The sequence below is a fragment of the Pseudomonas sp. AE27 genome, assembly GCF_037113495.1.
Taxonomy (GTDB): Bacteria; Pseudomonadota; Gammaproteobacteria; order Pseudomonadales; family Pseudomonadaceae; genus Aquipseudomonas; species Aquipseudomonas palmensis.
This window is the reverse complement of sequence record NZ_CP146966.1, coordinates 1,646,180-1,660,017: the sequence shown is the minus strand read 5'-3', so window position 1 is coordinate 1,660,017 and position 13,838 is coordinate 1,646,180. Positions and strand designations below refer to the sequence as shown.

Genomic DNA, 13,838 nt, shown 5'->3' with positions numbered 1-13,838 from the left:
CGTAACGCCACAGAATGCCACGCCGCCCCTGGCGTGCGCTACGCGTCACGTTTCGGTTGTCAGCAATTCTTGTAGGAAACTGCCCAATATGTAGCCCTGTGCTACCATCCCGCGCAGCGGGTCACGCGCGCCATCAGTACAGGGAAGCACTCTTTGAAACACCACACCCCCTCACGTTTCAGCGCACTCGCCCTGGCCTGCTGGCTAATGGCCGGGCTCGCCTTCCAGGCATCCGGCGCGCTGGCCGACCAGTTGATCGGCACCCACCCCTCGGCTGCCGGCCCGATCAACCACATGGAAACCCCCCTGGGGCACGCCTACCTCACGCTGCCCCAGCGCAAGCTGCAGTTGCAGCTGCCAGCGCAGTGGCGCGAAACCAATGTGGAGGGCACCTACGACCTGCAGGGCGAAACCGCCGTGGTGCTCAGCTACCGCACGCCGCAATGCGACTCGCAAAGCGCGCTGGTGGTGTTGTCCGGCACCTCGGCGTGGGGGCCTTACCGCCTGGGCGGCTGTTCCGACATGCTGGCCTTGCAGCGCGCCGAAGACGGCAAAAGCCTGGTGGCGATGCAGCTCAACGGCACGCAGTCGGCGGCCTGGACCTACTCGTCGCTCGACCGGCAGTTCCGCGGCCCGCTGCGGGTCGACCTGCCGAACCTGCTCAAGGGCCTGGCCAAGGCGACACCAGCCCCTGCCAGGGCCGCAACGCCACGCCCTGCACCCGTCCAGCACGCCGTGGCCCCGACGCCCCCGCCGCAACCCAGGCCCGCGCCCGCGGTGGCCAGGGTCGAAGCCAAACCGCCAACGCCTGCCCCGGCAGCAGCGCCATCGGCCGCGCCGCAGGTCACGCCCCAGGTCGCCACTGAAGTGGTCGACCGCGCCAAAACCGCGGCGCCGGCCCAGCGCCGGGTGACGCTCGACCTGACCTCCGAGCTGGAACACTAGCCGTGAACAGCCGCCTGTCGCCCGACCTGACGGGCCGGCCATGGCGCGGGTGGCTGCGCCGGCCTGTCGTGGCACGTGCGTCAACGCCCCGCCAGCAGCAACGCTTCGTGGCCCGCCTGATGCTGGGGCTGACGCTGTGTTACCTGCTCGTCGAGATGGGCTTCAACGCACGCCTGCTGGATGTGGTGGGCGGGCTGGCCAGCCCCGCGCAGGTCGAGTCGATCGAAGTCTACGGGCGCCTGATCGCCGGCACCGCCGTGGCCCTGCTGGGCCTGGGCTGGGTACTGAAAAAGGCCTGCAGCCAGTACTGGAGCCTGGGCCGCACGCTGGCCTGGTCTGCGCTGACGGTGGGCAGCTGCCTGCTGGTGGTGTTTTATGCGCAGCTGGCCCTGATCAACCACCTGGTCGCCACTTCAACCCCGCAGGAGCGTGCCCGCGCCGTGCTGGGCGTGCCCATCAGCTACCTGTTGGTGCATCGCGAGTTCGGCCTGAAGGGGCTGGAGCTGGGCACCGACGACTACAAGCGCCCCGAGGGCAAGACCCTGCTGGCCACCCTGCCGATCCTGCTGCAGTCGGTCGATCGCCTCGAAGAGCGGGTGCGCCAGCAGGGCCTGGCCTTCTTCGAACTGTTCGCCGAAACCCGCCGCGGCCCGCTGGCCGACAACTACCAGCGTTACCGCGAGGCCCTGGCCGAGCTGGACGAGCTGTACGGCAACTACCGCCAGGGCAGCCAGCGCTACCTGGACGCCACCAGCCCGGCCGCCATCGCCCGGCATCAGCAACAGGCCTGGGACGATTACGTACAGACCCTCAAGCAGCGCAATCGCCGCCTGACCCCAGGCAACGTGCCGCGCCGACACTGGCCGCAGGTGCGCCGCATGCTGGATGACAAGGGCATTCAGGTGAGTGACAACTGGCAACCCGGCGACCGCGCCGGCTTCAACCTGGCCGTGGCCAAGCGCGTGCAGGGCCATGCCAGCGGCGCCTACGGCACCGAGCTGTTCAAGCATATCCAGGGCGACTGGATCAAACCCGGCCTGTCGCGCCAGGGGTTCTTCGCCGACCCGGCGATCCAGCAGCGCTGGCGTAGCGCGCTGTACCTGCCCGACAGCCTGTCACTCAAGCCCGACTGGTCGCTCGACGCCTATGAACAGGCGATCTACCGCCCGACCCTGCTCCTGGATGCCCAGCAACTGCTCGAAGAACGCCTGGTCGAGCCGGCCCGCTATGGCGAGCGCAACGACAAGGCCGACATCGGCCGCGACAGCTACCGCGCCCTGATCGTGCCGATGATCGCCCTGCTGTTCTCGTTGCTGGGGGCCTTCACCCACCTGTTCAAATGCACCCTGTTCGCCCTGCGCGCCGTGCGCCCGGTACCGCGCCGCGCCTACTGGGGGGCGCTGGCGGTGTACGCGGTGGTGGTGCTGGCGCTGCCGATGCCGTTCAGCAACAAGGTCACCGAACAGCCGCTGTTTCTCACCCTCAAGCAGCGAGGCGCCAGCACCCTGGGCGCCATGGGCTGGGTGATCGCCCACGGTGCGCAGTGGACCGCCCAGGTGCAGCCGCTGTTCTACCCGCTCAACGAAGCGATTCGCCTGCACCTGCTGCAAGGCCTGAGCTACGGCTACCACGACAACGACTGATGACAGCGCCCCGCCACGGCCTGAAAGGAGCCCCACCTTGACCCGCTCGACCACCCTTACCCTTGTACTACTGGCTGGCAGCGTGCTGCTCGGCGGCTGCCAGAACTCGCAGATGGGCAGCACCGCACTGGGCGGTGCTGCCGGCTGCCTGGGCGGCGCAATCATTGCGGTCGGCACCGGCGGCAAGCCCGGTGTGGGCTGCGCCATTGGTGCCGCGCTGGGCGCCCCCAGTGGCTACTACATCGGCCGCCAGAAAGACCTGCAGCAGGCCCGGCAGGTGCAGGCCGACATCGAGCGCCAGTCTGCCGACGTAGCCGCCGTGCAGGTCAGTACCCGCCAGGTCGCGGTGCCGGCCGACGAGCGCAATGCGGTGGGCGCCGCCAGCATCGATGCCGTCGACTCCATGCAGGTGAACGTGCCCCAGGCCCTGGTCAACAAGCGCGACAAGCGCCTCAAGGAGCCCCTGGGCCGCGTCGGCAGCTACGTGTCCGGTGCCCGCAGCAAGGCCAATGTGGTGGTCACCACCCGCAGCAAGGGCGACTTCAACTACATCGTCAGAACCATCAAGAGCGGCTACAACGGCAAGGTCGCCACCGACAAGGTCACCTACCAGTACCGCGAGCAGACCCGCGGCACCCAGTCGGCGATTCAGGTCATGCACGACGCCCAGGCTTAAGCCTTCCAACTCCAGTGGAGAACAGCAAGCATGCAGGATTTCAAGATTCAACGCCCCGACCCGGATGGCCGCGCAAAGCCGCAGAGCAAGCCGCAAAGCCAACCGCAGCAGCCCGACAGCACCGACCACACGGCCTACTACAAGCCGCGCCACCGCCAGGCGCAGCAGAACCAGAGCACCTACACCCGCAGCAGCGACAACGGCCCGATGCTGGTCTACGTGCTGTACCTCATCAGCCTGCTGGTGGTGGTCACCGCGCCTGCCGGGCTGGTCTACGCCTACCAGAGCCGCGCTGGCGCAAATGACCTGGACCGCAGCCACTACACCTTCCAGATCCGCATGTTCTGGATCGGCCTGTTGCTGCTGGGGGTGGGCGTCATCGGCATACCCTTCGTGTTCGGCTGGTTCGTGCTGGTCGGCTGGGCTGTCTGGCTGCTGTACGCAATCACCACCGGCATGCGGCGCTGGCGCAAGGGCCAGCCGGCCAGCTGAGGCCTGGTTGCCTACGCCGAAAGTCGTACGTTAAATATAATGAACTACCAAGCACGCTAACAGTTGACATTAATCCTTATAAAACAAGGTATTGGGTTGTATTCCTAGAAACAACATAAGGAAATTAGCCTGCCACAGGGTAAAGCCGTTTGACATATTTAACGGCTCTGGCAAGCTATGTCACAGGTTTCGACCGGGAGTCGCCCTTCCAGGCGCTCTCGGCAGTGCTCGAAACCTCAGGTAGCGTCAGCGGTTCCCGATGCGCCTGCACAACAATGACAGGCCGAGCCTGTCCCAAGGTGACATATGCCCAACAGCAACATTGGCAATAAGAATCAGACCCTGCGCAAGCCTGTCGTACTCATGACCATGGGTGCCCAGGAACGCAAGGGCCATGCCTACCAGGTAATGACCCACAAATACATCCAACCCCTGGTCGACCATGCCGGATGCGTGCCGGTTCTGGTTCCGACCTGCTGCGGTACCGAAGACCTCGAGCAGTACCTGGACATGGCCGACGGCGTGTACCTGACCGGTGCCGGCAGCAACATCGACCCGGCGCTGTATGGCCAGGAGAACGAAACCCCGGGCAAGGCCCAGGACCGCGACCGCGACCTGTTCGACCTGCCGCTGGTGCAACTGGCCATCGCCCGTGGCCTGCCGATCTTCGGTATTTGCCGCGGCATGCAGGAAATCAACGTGGCACTGGGCGGCGACATCTACCAGAAGGTCTATGCCGAGCCAGGCTTCAACGATCACCGGGAGAACCCCGACGATCCGGTTGATGTGCAGTACAGCCAGGTTCACAGCGTGCGCCTGGAAGCCGGCAGCTGGCTGCGCGAACTGCTGCAGAGCGATGAAATCCGCGTCAACTCGCTGCATGGCCAGGGCCTGAAGACCCTGGGTGAAGGCCTCGAGCCACTGGCACGTGCCGAAGACGGGCTGGTGGAAGCGATCCATGCACCAAGCCTGTCGCCGTTCCTGTTCGCGGTGCAATGGCACCCGGAATGGCAGGCGGCGCAGAACCCGGACTCGGTGAAGATGTTCGAAGCCTTCGGCCAGGCCTGCCGCCAGCAGGCAGCCAAGGGTCAGGCGGCGAAGAAGGTCGGCTCTACGGCCTGATTCGCGCCAACCGTTTCGCCGGCAAGGCCGGCTCCTGCGGCAGGAGCCGGCCTTGCCGGCGAAGGGCCCGGCCTGTCACCTCACACCCCCAGCGCCTCGATCAGCAACTGCGCCGGCACCGGCAGTTCCACCCCCTTGCGCGTGACCACCTCATAGGGCTCGCTGCGCGAGTTCAATTCCAGCGGCAGTTGCGCCAGCATCCCATGCTCGAGCGCGATCCTGGCCGAGTCCCACGGCATCACCGCCACCAGCCCACGGTCCTGCAACAGCAACGTGAGCGTGGTGAAAGTTGATGAAGTTTCAATGGGATACAGCGGAAAGCTCAAACCCGCCTCACGAAATTCTCGCTCCAGCGTCAAGCGCATCGGCATGTTCACCGGGAACACCACCCAGCGTGAATCGGCCAACGCCTCGAGCCTCAACTCGGCACACCCCACCAGCGGGTGCTGCAGATTGGCCACCACCACCAACTGCTCCTGATGCCTGGCCCGGCTCACATAGGCGCCCGGTCGCGGGCTCACGCTGGTTCGGCAGATCACCACATCCAGACGGCCCTGATCGAGCAAGCTGAGCAGGCGGTCGCTGGTGTCCTCGACGATCGATACCGACAGGTCCGGCTGGCTCTCGCGCAGACGCGCCAGGCCCTCCACCAGCATCGGTACCGCCCCCATGATCGACTCCACCGACAGCCGCCCGCCGTGGCCCTGCAGAATACCGATCATCTCTTCGCGCAGGTGCGCCAGGTCGGTATTGATCAGGCGCGCATAACGCACCACGCAGCGCCCCAGGTCATTGGCCTCCAGCCCCTTGCTGGTGCGCTCGAACAGTACCGCGCCCAGGGTCGATTCGATTTCATTGAGGGCCTTGGTCGCGCCCGGCTGGGTAATCGACAGGGCCTGGGCGGCCTTGTGGATCGAGCCCAGCTCGTCGAGGCTGATCAACAGGCGCAACTGGCGCATGCGCAGGCGCGAAGCCATGGTAGTCAGGGGTGGCAGCATAGGTGATTACTTTTGGTTATCCCTCGGTCAACAGCTGTCATTAGGCAGCAAAGCCACGCAAATTTAAAGTGTCGGACAACAGCCCTCCCCACAAGAACAATCAGGAGTCAGCATGCGTCTGATCCAATTCGAAACCCCTGCAGCCGCGCGTCACGTCGGCGTCATCGAAGGCGACCTGATCCAGGTGGTACGCAATACCCGCACCATGCGTGAGCTGGCCCTGGCCGCGATTCGCAACACCCTCAGCCTGTGCGACGAAGTGCTCGCCCGCGGCCTGGACGCCACCGCCCACAGTTACGCCCAGGCCCTGGCCGACTGCCGGGTGCTGCCGCCGCTGGACCACGATGACCCCGCCCACTGCCTGATCAGCGGCACCGGCCTGACCCACCTGGGCAGCGCCTCGACCCGCGACAAGATGCACCAGCAGAAAATCGACGACAGCACCGCCCTGACCGACACCGCCCGCATCTTCCAGTGGGGCATCGAAGGCGGCCGCCCGCCCTCCGGCACCGCCGGTGTGCAGCCGGAATGGTTCTACAAGGGCGACGGCTCGATCGTGGTACGCCCCGGCCAGCCGTTCCAGAGCCCCGCCTTTGCCGAAGACAGCGGCGAAGAGCCCGAGCTGGCCGGCCTGTACGTGATCGGCGATGACGGCCAGCCCTACCGGGTAGGCTTCGCCATCGGCAACGAGTTCTCCGACCATGTGATGGAGCGGCGCAACTACCTGTACCTGGCCCACTCCAAGCTGCGCAACTGCTCCTACGGCCCCGAGTTGCGGGTCGGCGAGCTGCCCGCTCACCTGGGCGGCGTCAGCCGCATCCACCGCGGTGATAACCTGCTGTGGGAAAAGGAATTCCTCAGCGGCGAGGACAACATGTGCCATTCGCTGGAGAACCTGGAGTACCACCACTTCAAGTACACCCAGTTCCTGCGTCCGGGCGATGTGCACGTGCACTTCTTCGGCACCGCGACCCTGTCGTTCGCCGACCAGGTCAAGGCCGCGCCCGGCGACGTGTTCGAAATCAGCCTGCCCGAGTTCGGCGCCCCGCTGCGCAATGGCATCAGCGTGACGCCTTCGGCCATCTCACCCGGCGAGGTGAAAGCGCTTTGAACCGCAGGCGGCGCCCCGCGCGCCGCCGCGGCATTTCATAACAACCATAAGAGTGAGATGAGCATGAAAGACACCTCCTTGCAGGCCGCCCCGGCACCTGCCCTGGCTGCCACCGATGCCCAGCGGCCCACCACCGTGCGCTGGCGCATCTTCCTGATCCTGCTGTTGCTGGCCGCGATCAACTACATCGACCGCGCCTCGCTGTCGGTGGCGCTGCCGCTGATCTCGGCGGAATTCGAACTGACCCCGGCCATGGAAGGCCTGATTCTCAGCGCGTTCTTCTGGTCGTACGCACTGATGCAGATCCCCAGCGGCATGCTGCTGGACCGTTTCCAGGTGCGCAACATCATCGGCGCCGCCACCATCGGCTGGGGCGCCTTCCAGGCACTGGCCGGCGGCGCGCACAACTGGATCACCCTGCTGATCACCCGCGTCGGCCTGGGTGTGGCCGAATCGCCGATCATGCCGGCCGGGGCCAAGCTCAACGGCGCCTGGCTGACCCCCAACGAGCGTGGGCGTGGCGCCACCCTGGTGGACGGCGGCGCGCCGCTGGGCACCGCATTCGGCGCGATCATCATCGCCGGCCTGATCACCTGGTTCGACTCCTGGCGCATCGCCTTCGTGATCGCCGGGGTGGGCACCATCGTGGTCGGCATCTGGGCCTGGTGGTACATCCGCAACCACCCTTGCGAGCACCCCAAGGTCAACGCCGCCGAGCTGGACTACATCAACCAGGCCAACGCGGTGGCCAGCGACGGCAACGGGCGCAAGGCGATCCTCAAGGAGCTGCTCAAGAGCCGCTCGGTACTGGCCATGTTCGCCGGCTATGCCTGCTACAACAGCGTGTTCTACGGCCTGCTGACCTGGATGCCGAGCTACCTGCACCAGGCCCACAACCTGGACATCAAGGCCATGGGCGGCGCCACCTTCCTGATCTTCATGTGCGGCTTCGTCGGCGAGCTGATCGGCGGCTGGATCGCCGACAAGTGGAAAGCCAGCGGCGGCCAGCCCAACACCGTGATGCGCAGCATGTTCGCAGGCTCCGCCGCCGTGGCTGCCCTGTGCATCCTGCTGGTGGCCTACACCCCGGATGCCGCGCGGGTCATCGCCCTGCTGTGCGTCGCGCTGTTCTTCATCCGCTGGTGCGGCATGTACTGGTGCCTGCCGGCGATCCTGGGCGGCAAGTCCAAGGCCGGCATCCTGGGCGGCAGCATGAACTTCTGCGGCAACATGGTCGGCGTACTGGTGCCGATCCTGATCGGCCTGATCGTGCAGTTCACCGGCTCCTACTTCCTGGCCCTGATCTTCTTCGTGGTCATGGCCTTCGGCCTGATGCTGTTCTCCGGCCTGATCGACTATCGCGAGCGCGGCCTGGCGTAAGCCCGGCCCACGCCTCTGGAGATGACTGAGATGCAACTCATTACAACAACAGGCAGCGACAGCGCCGCCAACGCCATGATCCGCCTCAACCCGCTGGACGACGTGCTGATCGCCCGCCAGCCCCTGCCAAAGGGCCTGCACCTGCAGGCCGAGCACATCGAGGTGCTGCAGGCCATCCCGGCCGGGCACAAGGTGGCGGTGCGCGCCATCGCCCCCGGCCAGCCGCTGCGCCGCTACGGGCAGATCATCGGTTTCGCCAGCCAGCCCATCGCCGCCGGCGAGCATGTGCACGTGCACAACCTGGCCATGGGCGACTTTGCCCGCGACTACGCCTTCGGCGTGGACGCCAGGGGCACACCGGCCACCACCGACGATACCTTCATGGGCATCGTGCGCGCCGACGGCCGGGTGGCCACGCGCAACTACATCGGCATCCTCACCTCGGTGAACTGCTCGGCCACCGTGGCACGCGCCATCGCCGACCATTTTCGCCGCGACATCCACCCCGAGGCGCTCGCGCCCTACCCCAACGTGGACGGCGTGGTGGCCCTGACCCACGGCGTGGGCTGCGCGGTCGACCCTGGCGGCGAGGCGCTGGCGATGCTGCAGCGCACCCTGGGCGGGTACGCGGTGCATGCCAACTTCGCCTCGGTGCTGATGATCGGCCTGGGCTGCGAGACCAACCAGATCCCCGACCTGCTGGCCGCCCAGGGCCTGAACAGCAGCCACACCCTGCGCACCTTCACCATCCAGGGCACCGGCGGCACCACGCGCACCATTGCCAGCGGCATCGCCCAGGTCAAGTCGCTGCTGGCCGAAGCCGATCAGGTGCGTCGCGAGCCGGTCAGCGTCAGGCACCTGACCGTCGGCCTGCAATGTGGCGGCTCCGACGGCTATTCGGGCATCACCGCCAACCCGGCACTGGGCAATGCGGTGGATCGCCTGGTAGCGGCCGGTGGCACCGCGATACTGTCCGAAACCCCGGAAATCTACGGCGCCGAGCACCTGCTCACGCGCCGTGCGGTCAGCCGCGAAGTGGGCGAAAAGCTGATCGCGCGCATCCACTGGTGGGAAGCCTACTGCGAGCGCATGGGCGCCGAACTGAACAACAACCCCTCGGCCGGCAACAAGGCCGGCGGCCTCACCACCATTCTTGAAAAATCCCTGGGCGCCGTGGCCAAGGCCGGCTCCAGCGACCTGATGGACGTCTACGAATACGCCGAACCGGTGCGTGCCCACGGCCTGGTGTTCATGGACACCCCCGGCTACGACCCGATCTCGGCCACCGGCCAGGTCGCCGGCGGCGCCAACCTGATCGCCTTCACCACCGGGCGCGGTTCGGCCTACGGCTGCGCACCGTCGCCCTCGATCAAGCTGGCCACCAACACCCGCCTGTGGGAAACCCAGGAAGACGACATGGACGTGAACTGCGGCGGCATCGCCGACGCCAGCACCACCATCGAGGAACGCGGCGAACACATCTACCGCCTGATGCTGCGAATTGCCTCGGGCGAGCGCAGCAAGAGCGAACAACATGGCTACGGCCAGAACGAATTCGTGCCCTGGCAGATCGGCGCCATCACCTGAGCCCCTGCCCTCAACCGACAAGGACCCCGCAATGACCTCTGTTCTCGGCCACAACTACATCGCCGGCCAGCGCAGCGCTGCCGGCACCACCGTACTGCAGAGCCTGGATGCGAGCACCGGCGAAGCGCTGGCGTGCACCTTCATCCAGGCCACTGCCGAAGAAGTGGACGCCGCCGCCAAGGCTGCCGCCAGCGCCTACCCGCAGTTCCGTACGCTGCCTGCGACGCGGCGCGCCGAATTTCTCGATGCCATCGCCGACGAGCTGGACGGCCTGGGCGATGACTTCATCGCCACGGTATGCCGCGAAACCGCCCTGCCCGCTGCACGCATCTCGGGCGAACGCGGGCGCACCAGCGGGCAACTGCGCCTGTTCGCCAACGTGCTGCGCCGTGGCGACTTCCACGGGGCTCGCATCGACCGCGCGCTGCCCGAGCGCCAGCCACTGCCGCGCCCGGACCTGCGCCAGTACCGCATCGGCCTGGGGCCGGTGGCGGTGTTCGGCGCCAGCAACTTTCCGCTGGCCTTCTCCACGGCCGGCGGCGATACCGCCTCGGCGCTGGCCGCCGGCTGCCCGGTGGTGTTCAAGGCTCACAGCGGGCACATGGCCACCGCCGAATGGGTGGCCGATGCGATCCTGCGCGCTGCGCAGCGCACCGGCATGCCGGCGGGGGTATTCAACATGATCTATGGCGCAGGTGTGGGGGAATGGCTGGTGCGCCACCCGGCGATCCAGGCGGTGGGCTTCACCGGCTCGCTCAAGGGCGGCAACGCCCTGTGCAAAATGGCCGCCGAGCGCCCGCAGCCGATCCCGGTGTTCGCCGAGATGTCGAGCATCAACCCCGTCATCCTGCTGCCACAGGCGCTGCAGGTGCGTGGGGCGGCCATCGCCCGCGAGCTGACCGGTTCGGTGACCCTGGGCTGCGGGCAGTTCTGCACCAACCCCGGCCTGATCATCGGCGTGCGCTCGCCGGCGTTCAGTGACTTTGTGCACGCCTTCGTCGCACAGATGGCCGAACAGCCTGCACAGACCATGCTCAATGCCGGGGCACTGGCCAGTTATGCCAAGGGGCTGGAGCACCTGCACCGCCATCCTGGCCTCACGCACCTGGCAGGGGCCGCGCAGAACGGGCGCCAGGCGCAACCCCAGCTGTTCAAAGCCGATGTGAACTTGTTGCTGCAAGGTGATGATTTGCTTCAGGAAGAAGTGTTCGGCCCAACCACCATCGTTATCGAGATTGAGGACGATGCGCAGCTGGCGCTGGCATTGCAAGGGCTGCGCGGACAACTGACCGCCACCCTGATCGGCGAGCAGGCCGAGTTGCTCGAATACCGCTGGCTGGGTGAGTTGCTGGTGGAAAAGGTCGGGCGGGTTCTGCTCAATGGCTATCCGACGGGGGTCGAGGTGTGCGATGCGATGGTGCATGGCGGACCGTACCCGGCCACGTCCGATGCCCGGGGCACCTCGGTGGGTTCACTGGCGATCGACCGGTTCCTGCGCCCGGTGTGCTTGCAGAACTACCCCGATGCACTGCTGCCCGAAGCGTTGCAGAATGCCAATCCGCTGGGAATCCAGCGGCTGGTCGATGGCGTCATGAGCCGCGAGGCTGTCGGCGCCTGATGCGGCGCCTTCGCCGGCAAGGCCGGCTCCTGCACCTGCAGGGGCCAGCCTTCCCGGCGACTGGGGTCAACCCTTGTTGGCAGCCAGGCTGTCAACCAGCATTGCGCTCTGCGCATCGCTGGCTTCGATCATCAGCTGCTTCAGGCTCTTGTCGAAGCCCGGGAACGGCGCTTCGAAGTTGAACGTGGACTTGCCCAGCAGCCCGCCCACGTACTGGATACGCGCCGCGTCCCAGCTCACCTGCTTCTGACGGCCCAGGCGCGGGTCGCGCAGGAACACCAGTTGCATCGGGGTAACGCCCGAATAGTCCGCCTTGTCCAGATCGGCACCGGCCGCGATCAGCGCATTGGCCACGGTCTTGTCACGCTGCGTGATGCAGTAGTGCAAGGCAGTCTGGCCCGCGTAGTTCACCGCGTTGATGTCCTGGCTGGCGATCAGGCGCTGGCCCAGTTCCGGGCGCTCCTTGGTCAGGCTGTTGCTCTTGCACAGCTCGTGCAGCGGCGTGTTGCCGAACAGGTTGGCCGTCTTGGCATTGGACAAGGCCAGCAGCTGGTCGAAGTGCGCGTCCGAGCAATCGCGCCACGCGTTCTTCAGGCACATCATCAGCCGGGTATTGCCCTCTGCGGTGGTCTTGAGCGGGTCGGCGCCCAGGCTCACCAGCATGTCGTAGGCATTCTCGGCCACATAGTGGACCGGCAGCTCGGCTTCGGCGACCAGCGGCTTGTTCAGGTCGATGTCAGAGGCCTGCAGCAGGTACTTGAGCGACTCCACATCGGCCACGTAGCCGTCACGGGTAGACTTGCCGGCCAGCGCTTCCTTGAGCTTGTAGTGGTTGGGCGGCACGTCCTGGTACGGCACCAGCACCTGTACATCCAGCTCGCGGTAGATCACGGTCTTGCCGGTGTCCTGCCCCGCCGCGTAGGTTTCGCGTTTTTCGACGGTCTTTTCCGGCCAGTCGGGCGAGACGAAGTACTGGATCGAATCGCCATCGCGCTGGCCATCCTTGTAGGCAGTGACCTTACGCAGACGGTAGGTGCCGTCGTCGAGCAGCACGAACTCCTCCTGCAGGCCCTCCAGCTTGCCCTGGTTGTAGTGCTTGCGCTCCTGCAACTGGCCGGTCGGGTAGAAGGTTTCCTGCACGCCATCGAGCTGGCCGCTGCCGTCCTTGTCATAGTTGGCGACCACGGCCGGCACCTGCTCGCCATTGACCACGCGCCAGGCCGATTGGGCCAGGGTGCGACCGTTCTGCTTGCTGCCCTCTTCGTGCACCGTGACCTGTTCGCGGGTCTGCAGGCCGCTGGCGCAGTCGAACTGGCTCTCGGTCTGCTTCTTGCCGGCGATGACGATGCGCTGCTGCGGCTTTTTCTCGCCGCCGCTGCAATACACGGTCGTGGTGCCGGTCAGCTGGCCGTCATCGAGTTGCGCCTCGATGGCCACCGAGCCGTCGGCATTGTGGGTAACCCAGTCGCCCTGGACCTTGCCGTTCTTGACCTTGAACTCGGAGATCAGCGTGTCGCCTTCCTTCCAGATGATGGTGCCGGACACCGGCTCCTTGGTCTTCTTGTCCACATAGATGGCAGTGGGCTTGCCCTTGCTGCCCTTGGAGGTGGTGACCTCGTCCCACTGGTAACTCGACCCGCAGCCAGCCAGCAACGCGGCAATGCCTGATACAGCCAGTACTTTTTTCACAGAACGTCCTTGGAGTTGAATGTGGCGTGGGGAGTTACTTGATGCGGGTCAGGGTCATGCTGACCAGCTCACCGCCGTCCAGCACCACCAGGCGGTTACCGTTGTCTTCGACGCGCGCGTTCATCACCGCGGTGCCGTTCTTGTCGCGGGCGACGACGGTGTCACCGTCACGCTTCCACTCGTCGATCTCGTACTTGTCGCCCAGCAGGGTGATGTAGTCCTCGTCCAGCTCTGCGGTACCCACGTTGCTCTTGAAGCCCATCACGCTGGCCTGCACGTTGAACTTGCCTTCGATGGCATCGCTGCCGCAGCCGGCCAGGGCGGCGAACAGCGAGGTGAGCACCAGCGTCTTGATGATTTTCATTAACCGAGTCCTTAGCACGTATCTGTCTTGTGGGTTGCACGCTGGCACTTTCATATCAACCTGCCAGCATGAGCAACCTATGACCCTGTCCTACAATTTAAGTTCACTTCATAAACAACTTTAGATTATTTACCTAACTATCTGTTTTAAAACGAAAGATCATGAAAATAGCCTGGGAACCCGGTGATTTGTTTCCTACGCAGATGAGCCCCG

At 65.7% G+C, this 13,838-nt stretch carries 12 protein-coding genes; 9 read left to right on the top strand and 3 right to left on the bottom strand.

The window, feature by feature from the left end; translation table 11 throughout:
• Positions 1-153: 153 nt before the first annotated feature.
• The 5 genes from V9K84_RS07685 (at position 154) to V9K84_RS07665 (ending at position 4,878) form a co-directional block, all read left to right on the top strand.
• Positions 154-945 carry a hypothetical protein gene (locus tag V9K84_RS07685; protein ID WP_143516646.1) on the top strand — a complete coding sequence of 264 codons (792 nt, stop codon included), beginning with the start codon at positions 154-156 and terminating at the stop codon, positions 943-945.
• Positions 946-947: 2 nt separating this feature from the next.
• Entirely contained in the window at positions 948-2,588 is a 1,641-nt protein-coding gene (locus V9K84_RS07680; RefSeq protein ID WP_088514964.1) for a hypothetical protein, read from the top strand.
• 37 nt (positions 2,589-2,625) lie between these two features.
• On the top strand, positions 2,626-3,264 hold the full coding sequence (locus V9K84_RS07675; protein WP_058540130.1) for a glycine zipper domain-containing protein: 639 nt from the start codon (positions 2,626-2,628) through the stop codon (positions 3,262-3,264).
• 30 nt (positions 3,265-3,294) lie between these two features.
• The gene (locus V9K84_RS07670; protein WP_054914589.1) at positions 3,295-3,756 is read left to right on the top strand and encodes a hypothetical protein; all 462 of its coding nucleotides are present in this window, start codon (positions 3,295-3,297) and stop codon (positions 3,754-3,756) included.
• A gap of 306 nt (positions 3,757-4,062) precedes the next feature.
• A complete protein-coding gene (locus V9K84_RS07665; RefSeq protein ID WP_043861344.1) occupies positions 4,063-4,878 on the top strand; it encodes a type 1 glutamine amidotransferase in 816 nt (271 codons plus the stop codon).
• An 80-nt stretch (positions 4,879-4,958) separates the two neighbouring features.
• Here the strand turns inward: V9K84_RS07665 and V9K84_RS07660 are convergent, their stop codons facing one another.
• A complete protein-coding gene (locus V9K84_RS07660; protein ID WP_338794328.1) occupies positions 4,959-5,876 on the bottom strand; it encodes a LysR family transcriptional regulator in 918 nt (305 codons plus the stop codon).
• 112 nt (positions 5,877-5,988) lie between these two features.
• Between V9K84_RS07660 and araD1 the strand changes: the two genes are divergently transcribed.
• From araD1 to V9K84_RS07640, 4 genes are read left to right on the top strand one after another with little or no spacing between them, the layout of a single operon-like run.
• Positions 5,989-6,987, top strand: coding sequence for an AraD1 family protein (araD1, locus tag V9K84_RS07655; protein WP_088514965.1), 999 nt, complete (start codon positions 5,989-5,991; stop codon positions 6,985-6,987).
• 57 nt (positions 6,988-7,044) lie between these two features.
• Positions 7,045-8,367 (top strand): MFS transporter, encoded by a 1,323-nt coding sequence (locus V9K84_RS07650; protein WP_054914592.1) that lies wholly within the window; start codon positions 7,045-7,047, stop codon positions 8,365-8,367.
• Positions 8,368-8,397: 30 nt separating this feature from the next.
• Positions 8,398-9,954, top strand: a complete 1,557-nt coding sequence (locus tag V9K84_RS07645; protein ID WP_338794327.1) for an altronate dehydratase family protein — start codon at positions 8,398-8,400, stop codon at positions 9,952-9,954.
• A 31-nt stretch (positions 9,955-9,985) separates the two neighbouring features.
• Complete coding sequence (locus tag V9K84_RS07640) at positions 9,986-11,572, top strand: aldehyde dehydrogenase (NADP(+)) (RefSeq protein WP_088514966.1); 1,587 nt, start codon at positions 9,986-9,988, stop codon at positions 11,570-11,572.
• A gap of 66 nt (positions 11,573-11,638) precedes the next feature.
• Here the strand turns inward: V9K84_RS07640 and V9K84_RS07635 are convergent, their stop codons facing one another.
• Positions 11,639-13,261, bottom strand: coding sequence for an ankyrin repeat domain-containing protein (locus V9K84_RS07635; RefSeq protein WP_143516647.1), 1,623 nt, complete (start codon positions 13,259-13,261; stop codon positions 11,639-11,641).
• Between the two features lie 34 nt (positions 13,262-13,295).
• Positions 13,296-13,625: a hypothetical protein gene (locus V9K84_RS07630; protein ID WP_043861351.1), complete on the bottom strand. Its 330-nt coding sequence runs from the start codon at positions 13,623-13,625 to the stop codon at positions 13,296-13,298.
• Between the last annotated feature and the right edge of the window lie 213 nt (positions 13,626-13,838).

Excerpts from the sequence above, each read along its gene's own strand:
- V9K84_RS07670 (WP_054914589.1), top strand. The coding sequence starts at position 3,295 with ATGCAGGATTTCAAGATTCAACGCCCCGACCCGGATGGCCGCGCAAAG.
- V9K84_RS07665 (WP_043861344.1), top strand. The coding sequence starts at position 4,063 with ATGCCCAACAGCAACATTGGCAATAAGAATCAGACCCTGCGCAAGCCT.
- V9K84_RS07660 (WP_338794328.1), bottom strand. The coding sequence starts at position 5,876 with ATGCTGCCACCCCTGACTACCATGGCTTCGCGCCTGCGCATGCGCCAG.
- araD1 (WP_088514965.1), top strand. The coding sequence starts at position 5,989 with ATGCGTCTGATCCAATTCGAAACCCCTGCAGCCGCGCGTCACGTCGGC.
- V9K84_RS07650 (WP_054914592.1), top strand. The coding sequence starts at position 7,045 with ATGAGCATGAAAGACACCTCCTTGCAGGCCGCCCCGGCACCTGCCCTG.
- V9K84_RS07645 (WP_338794327.1), top strand. The coding sequence starts at position 8,398 with ATGCAACTCATTACAACAACAGGCAGCGACAGCGCCGCCAACGCCATG.
- V9K84_RS07640 (WP_088514966.1), top strand. The coding sequence starts at position 9,986 with ATGACCTCTGTTCTCGGCCACAACTACATCGCCGGCCAGCGCAGCGCT.
- V9K84_RS07630 (WP_043861351.1), bottom strand. The coding sequence starts at position 13,625 with ATGAAAATCATCAAGACGCTGGTGCTCACCTCGCTGTTCGCCGCCCTG.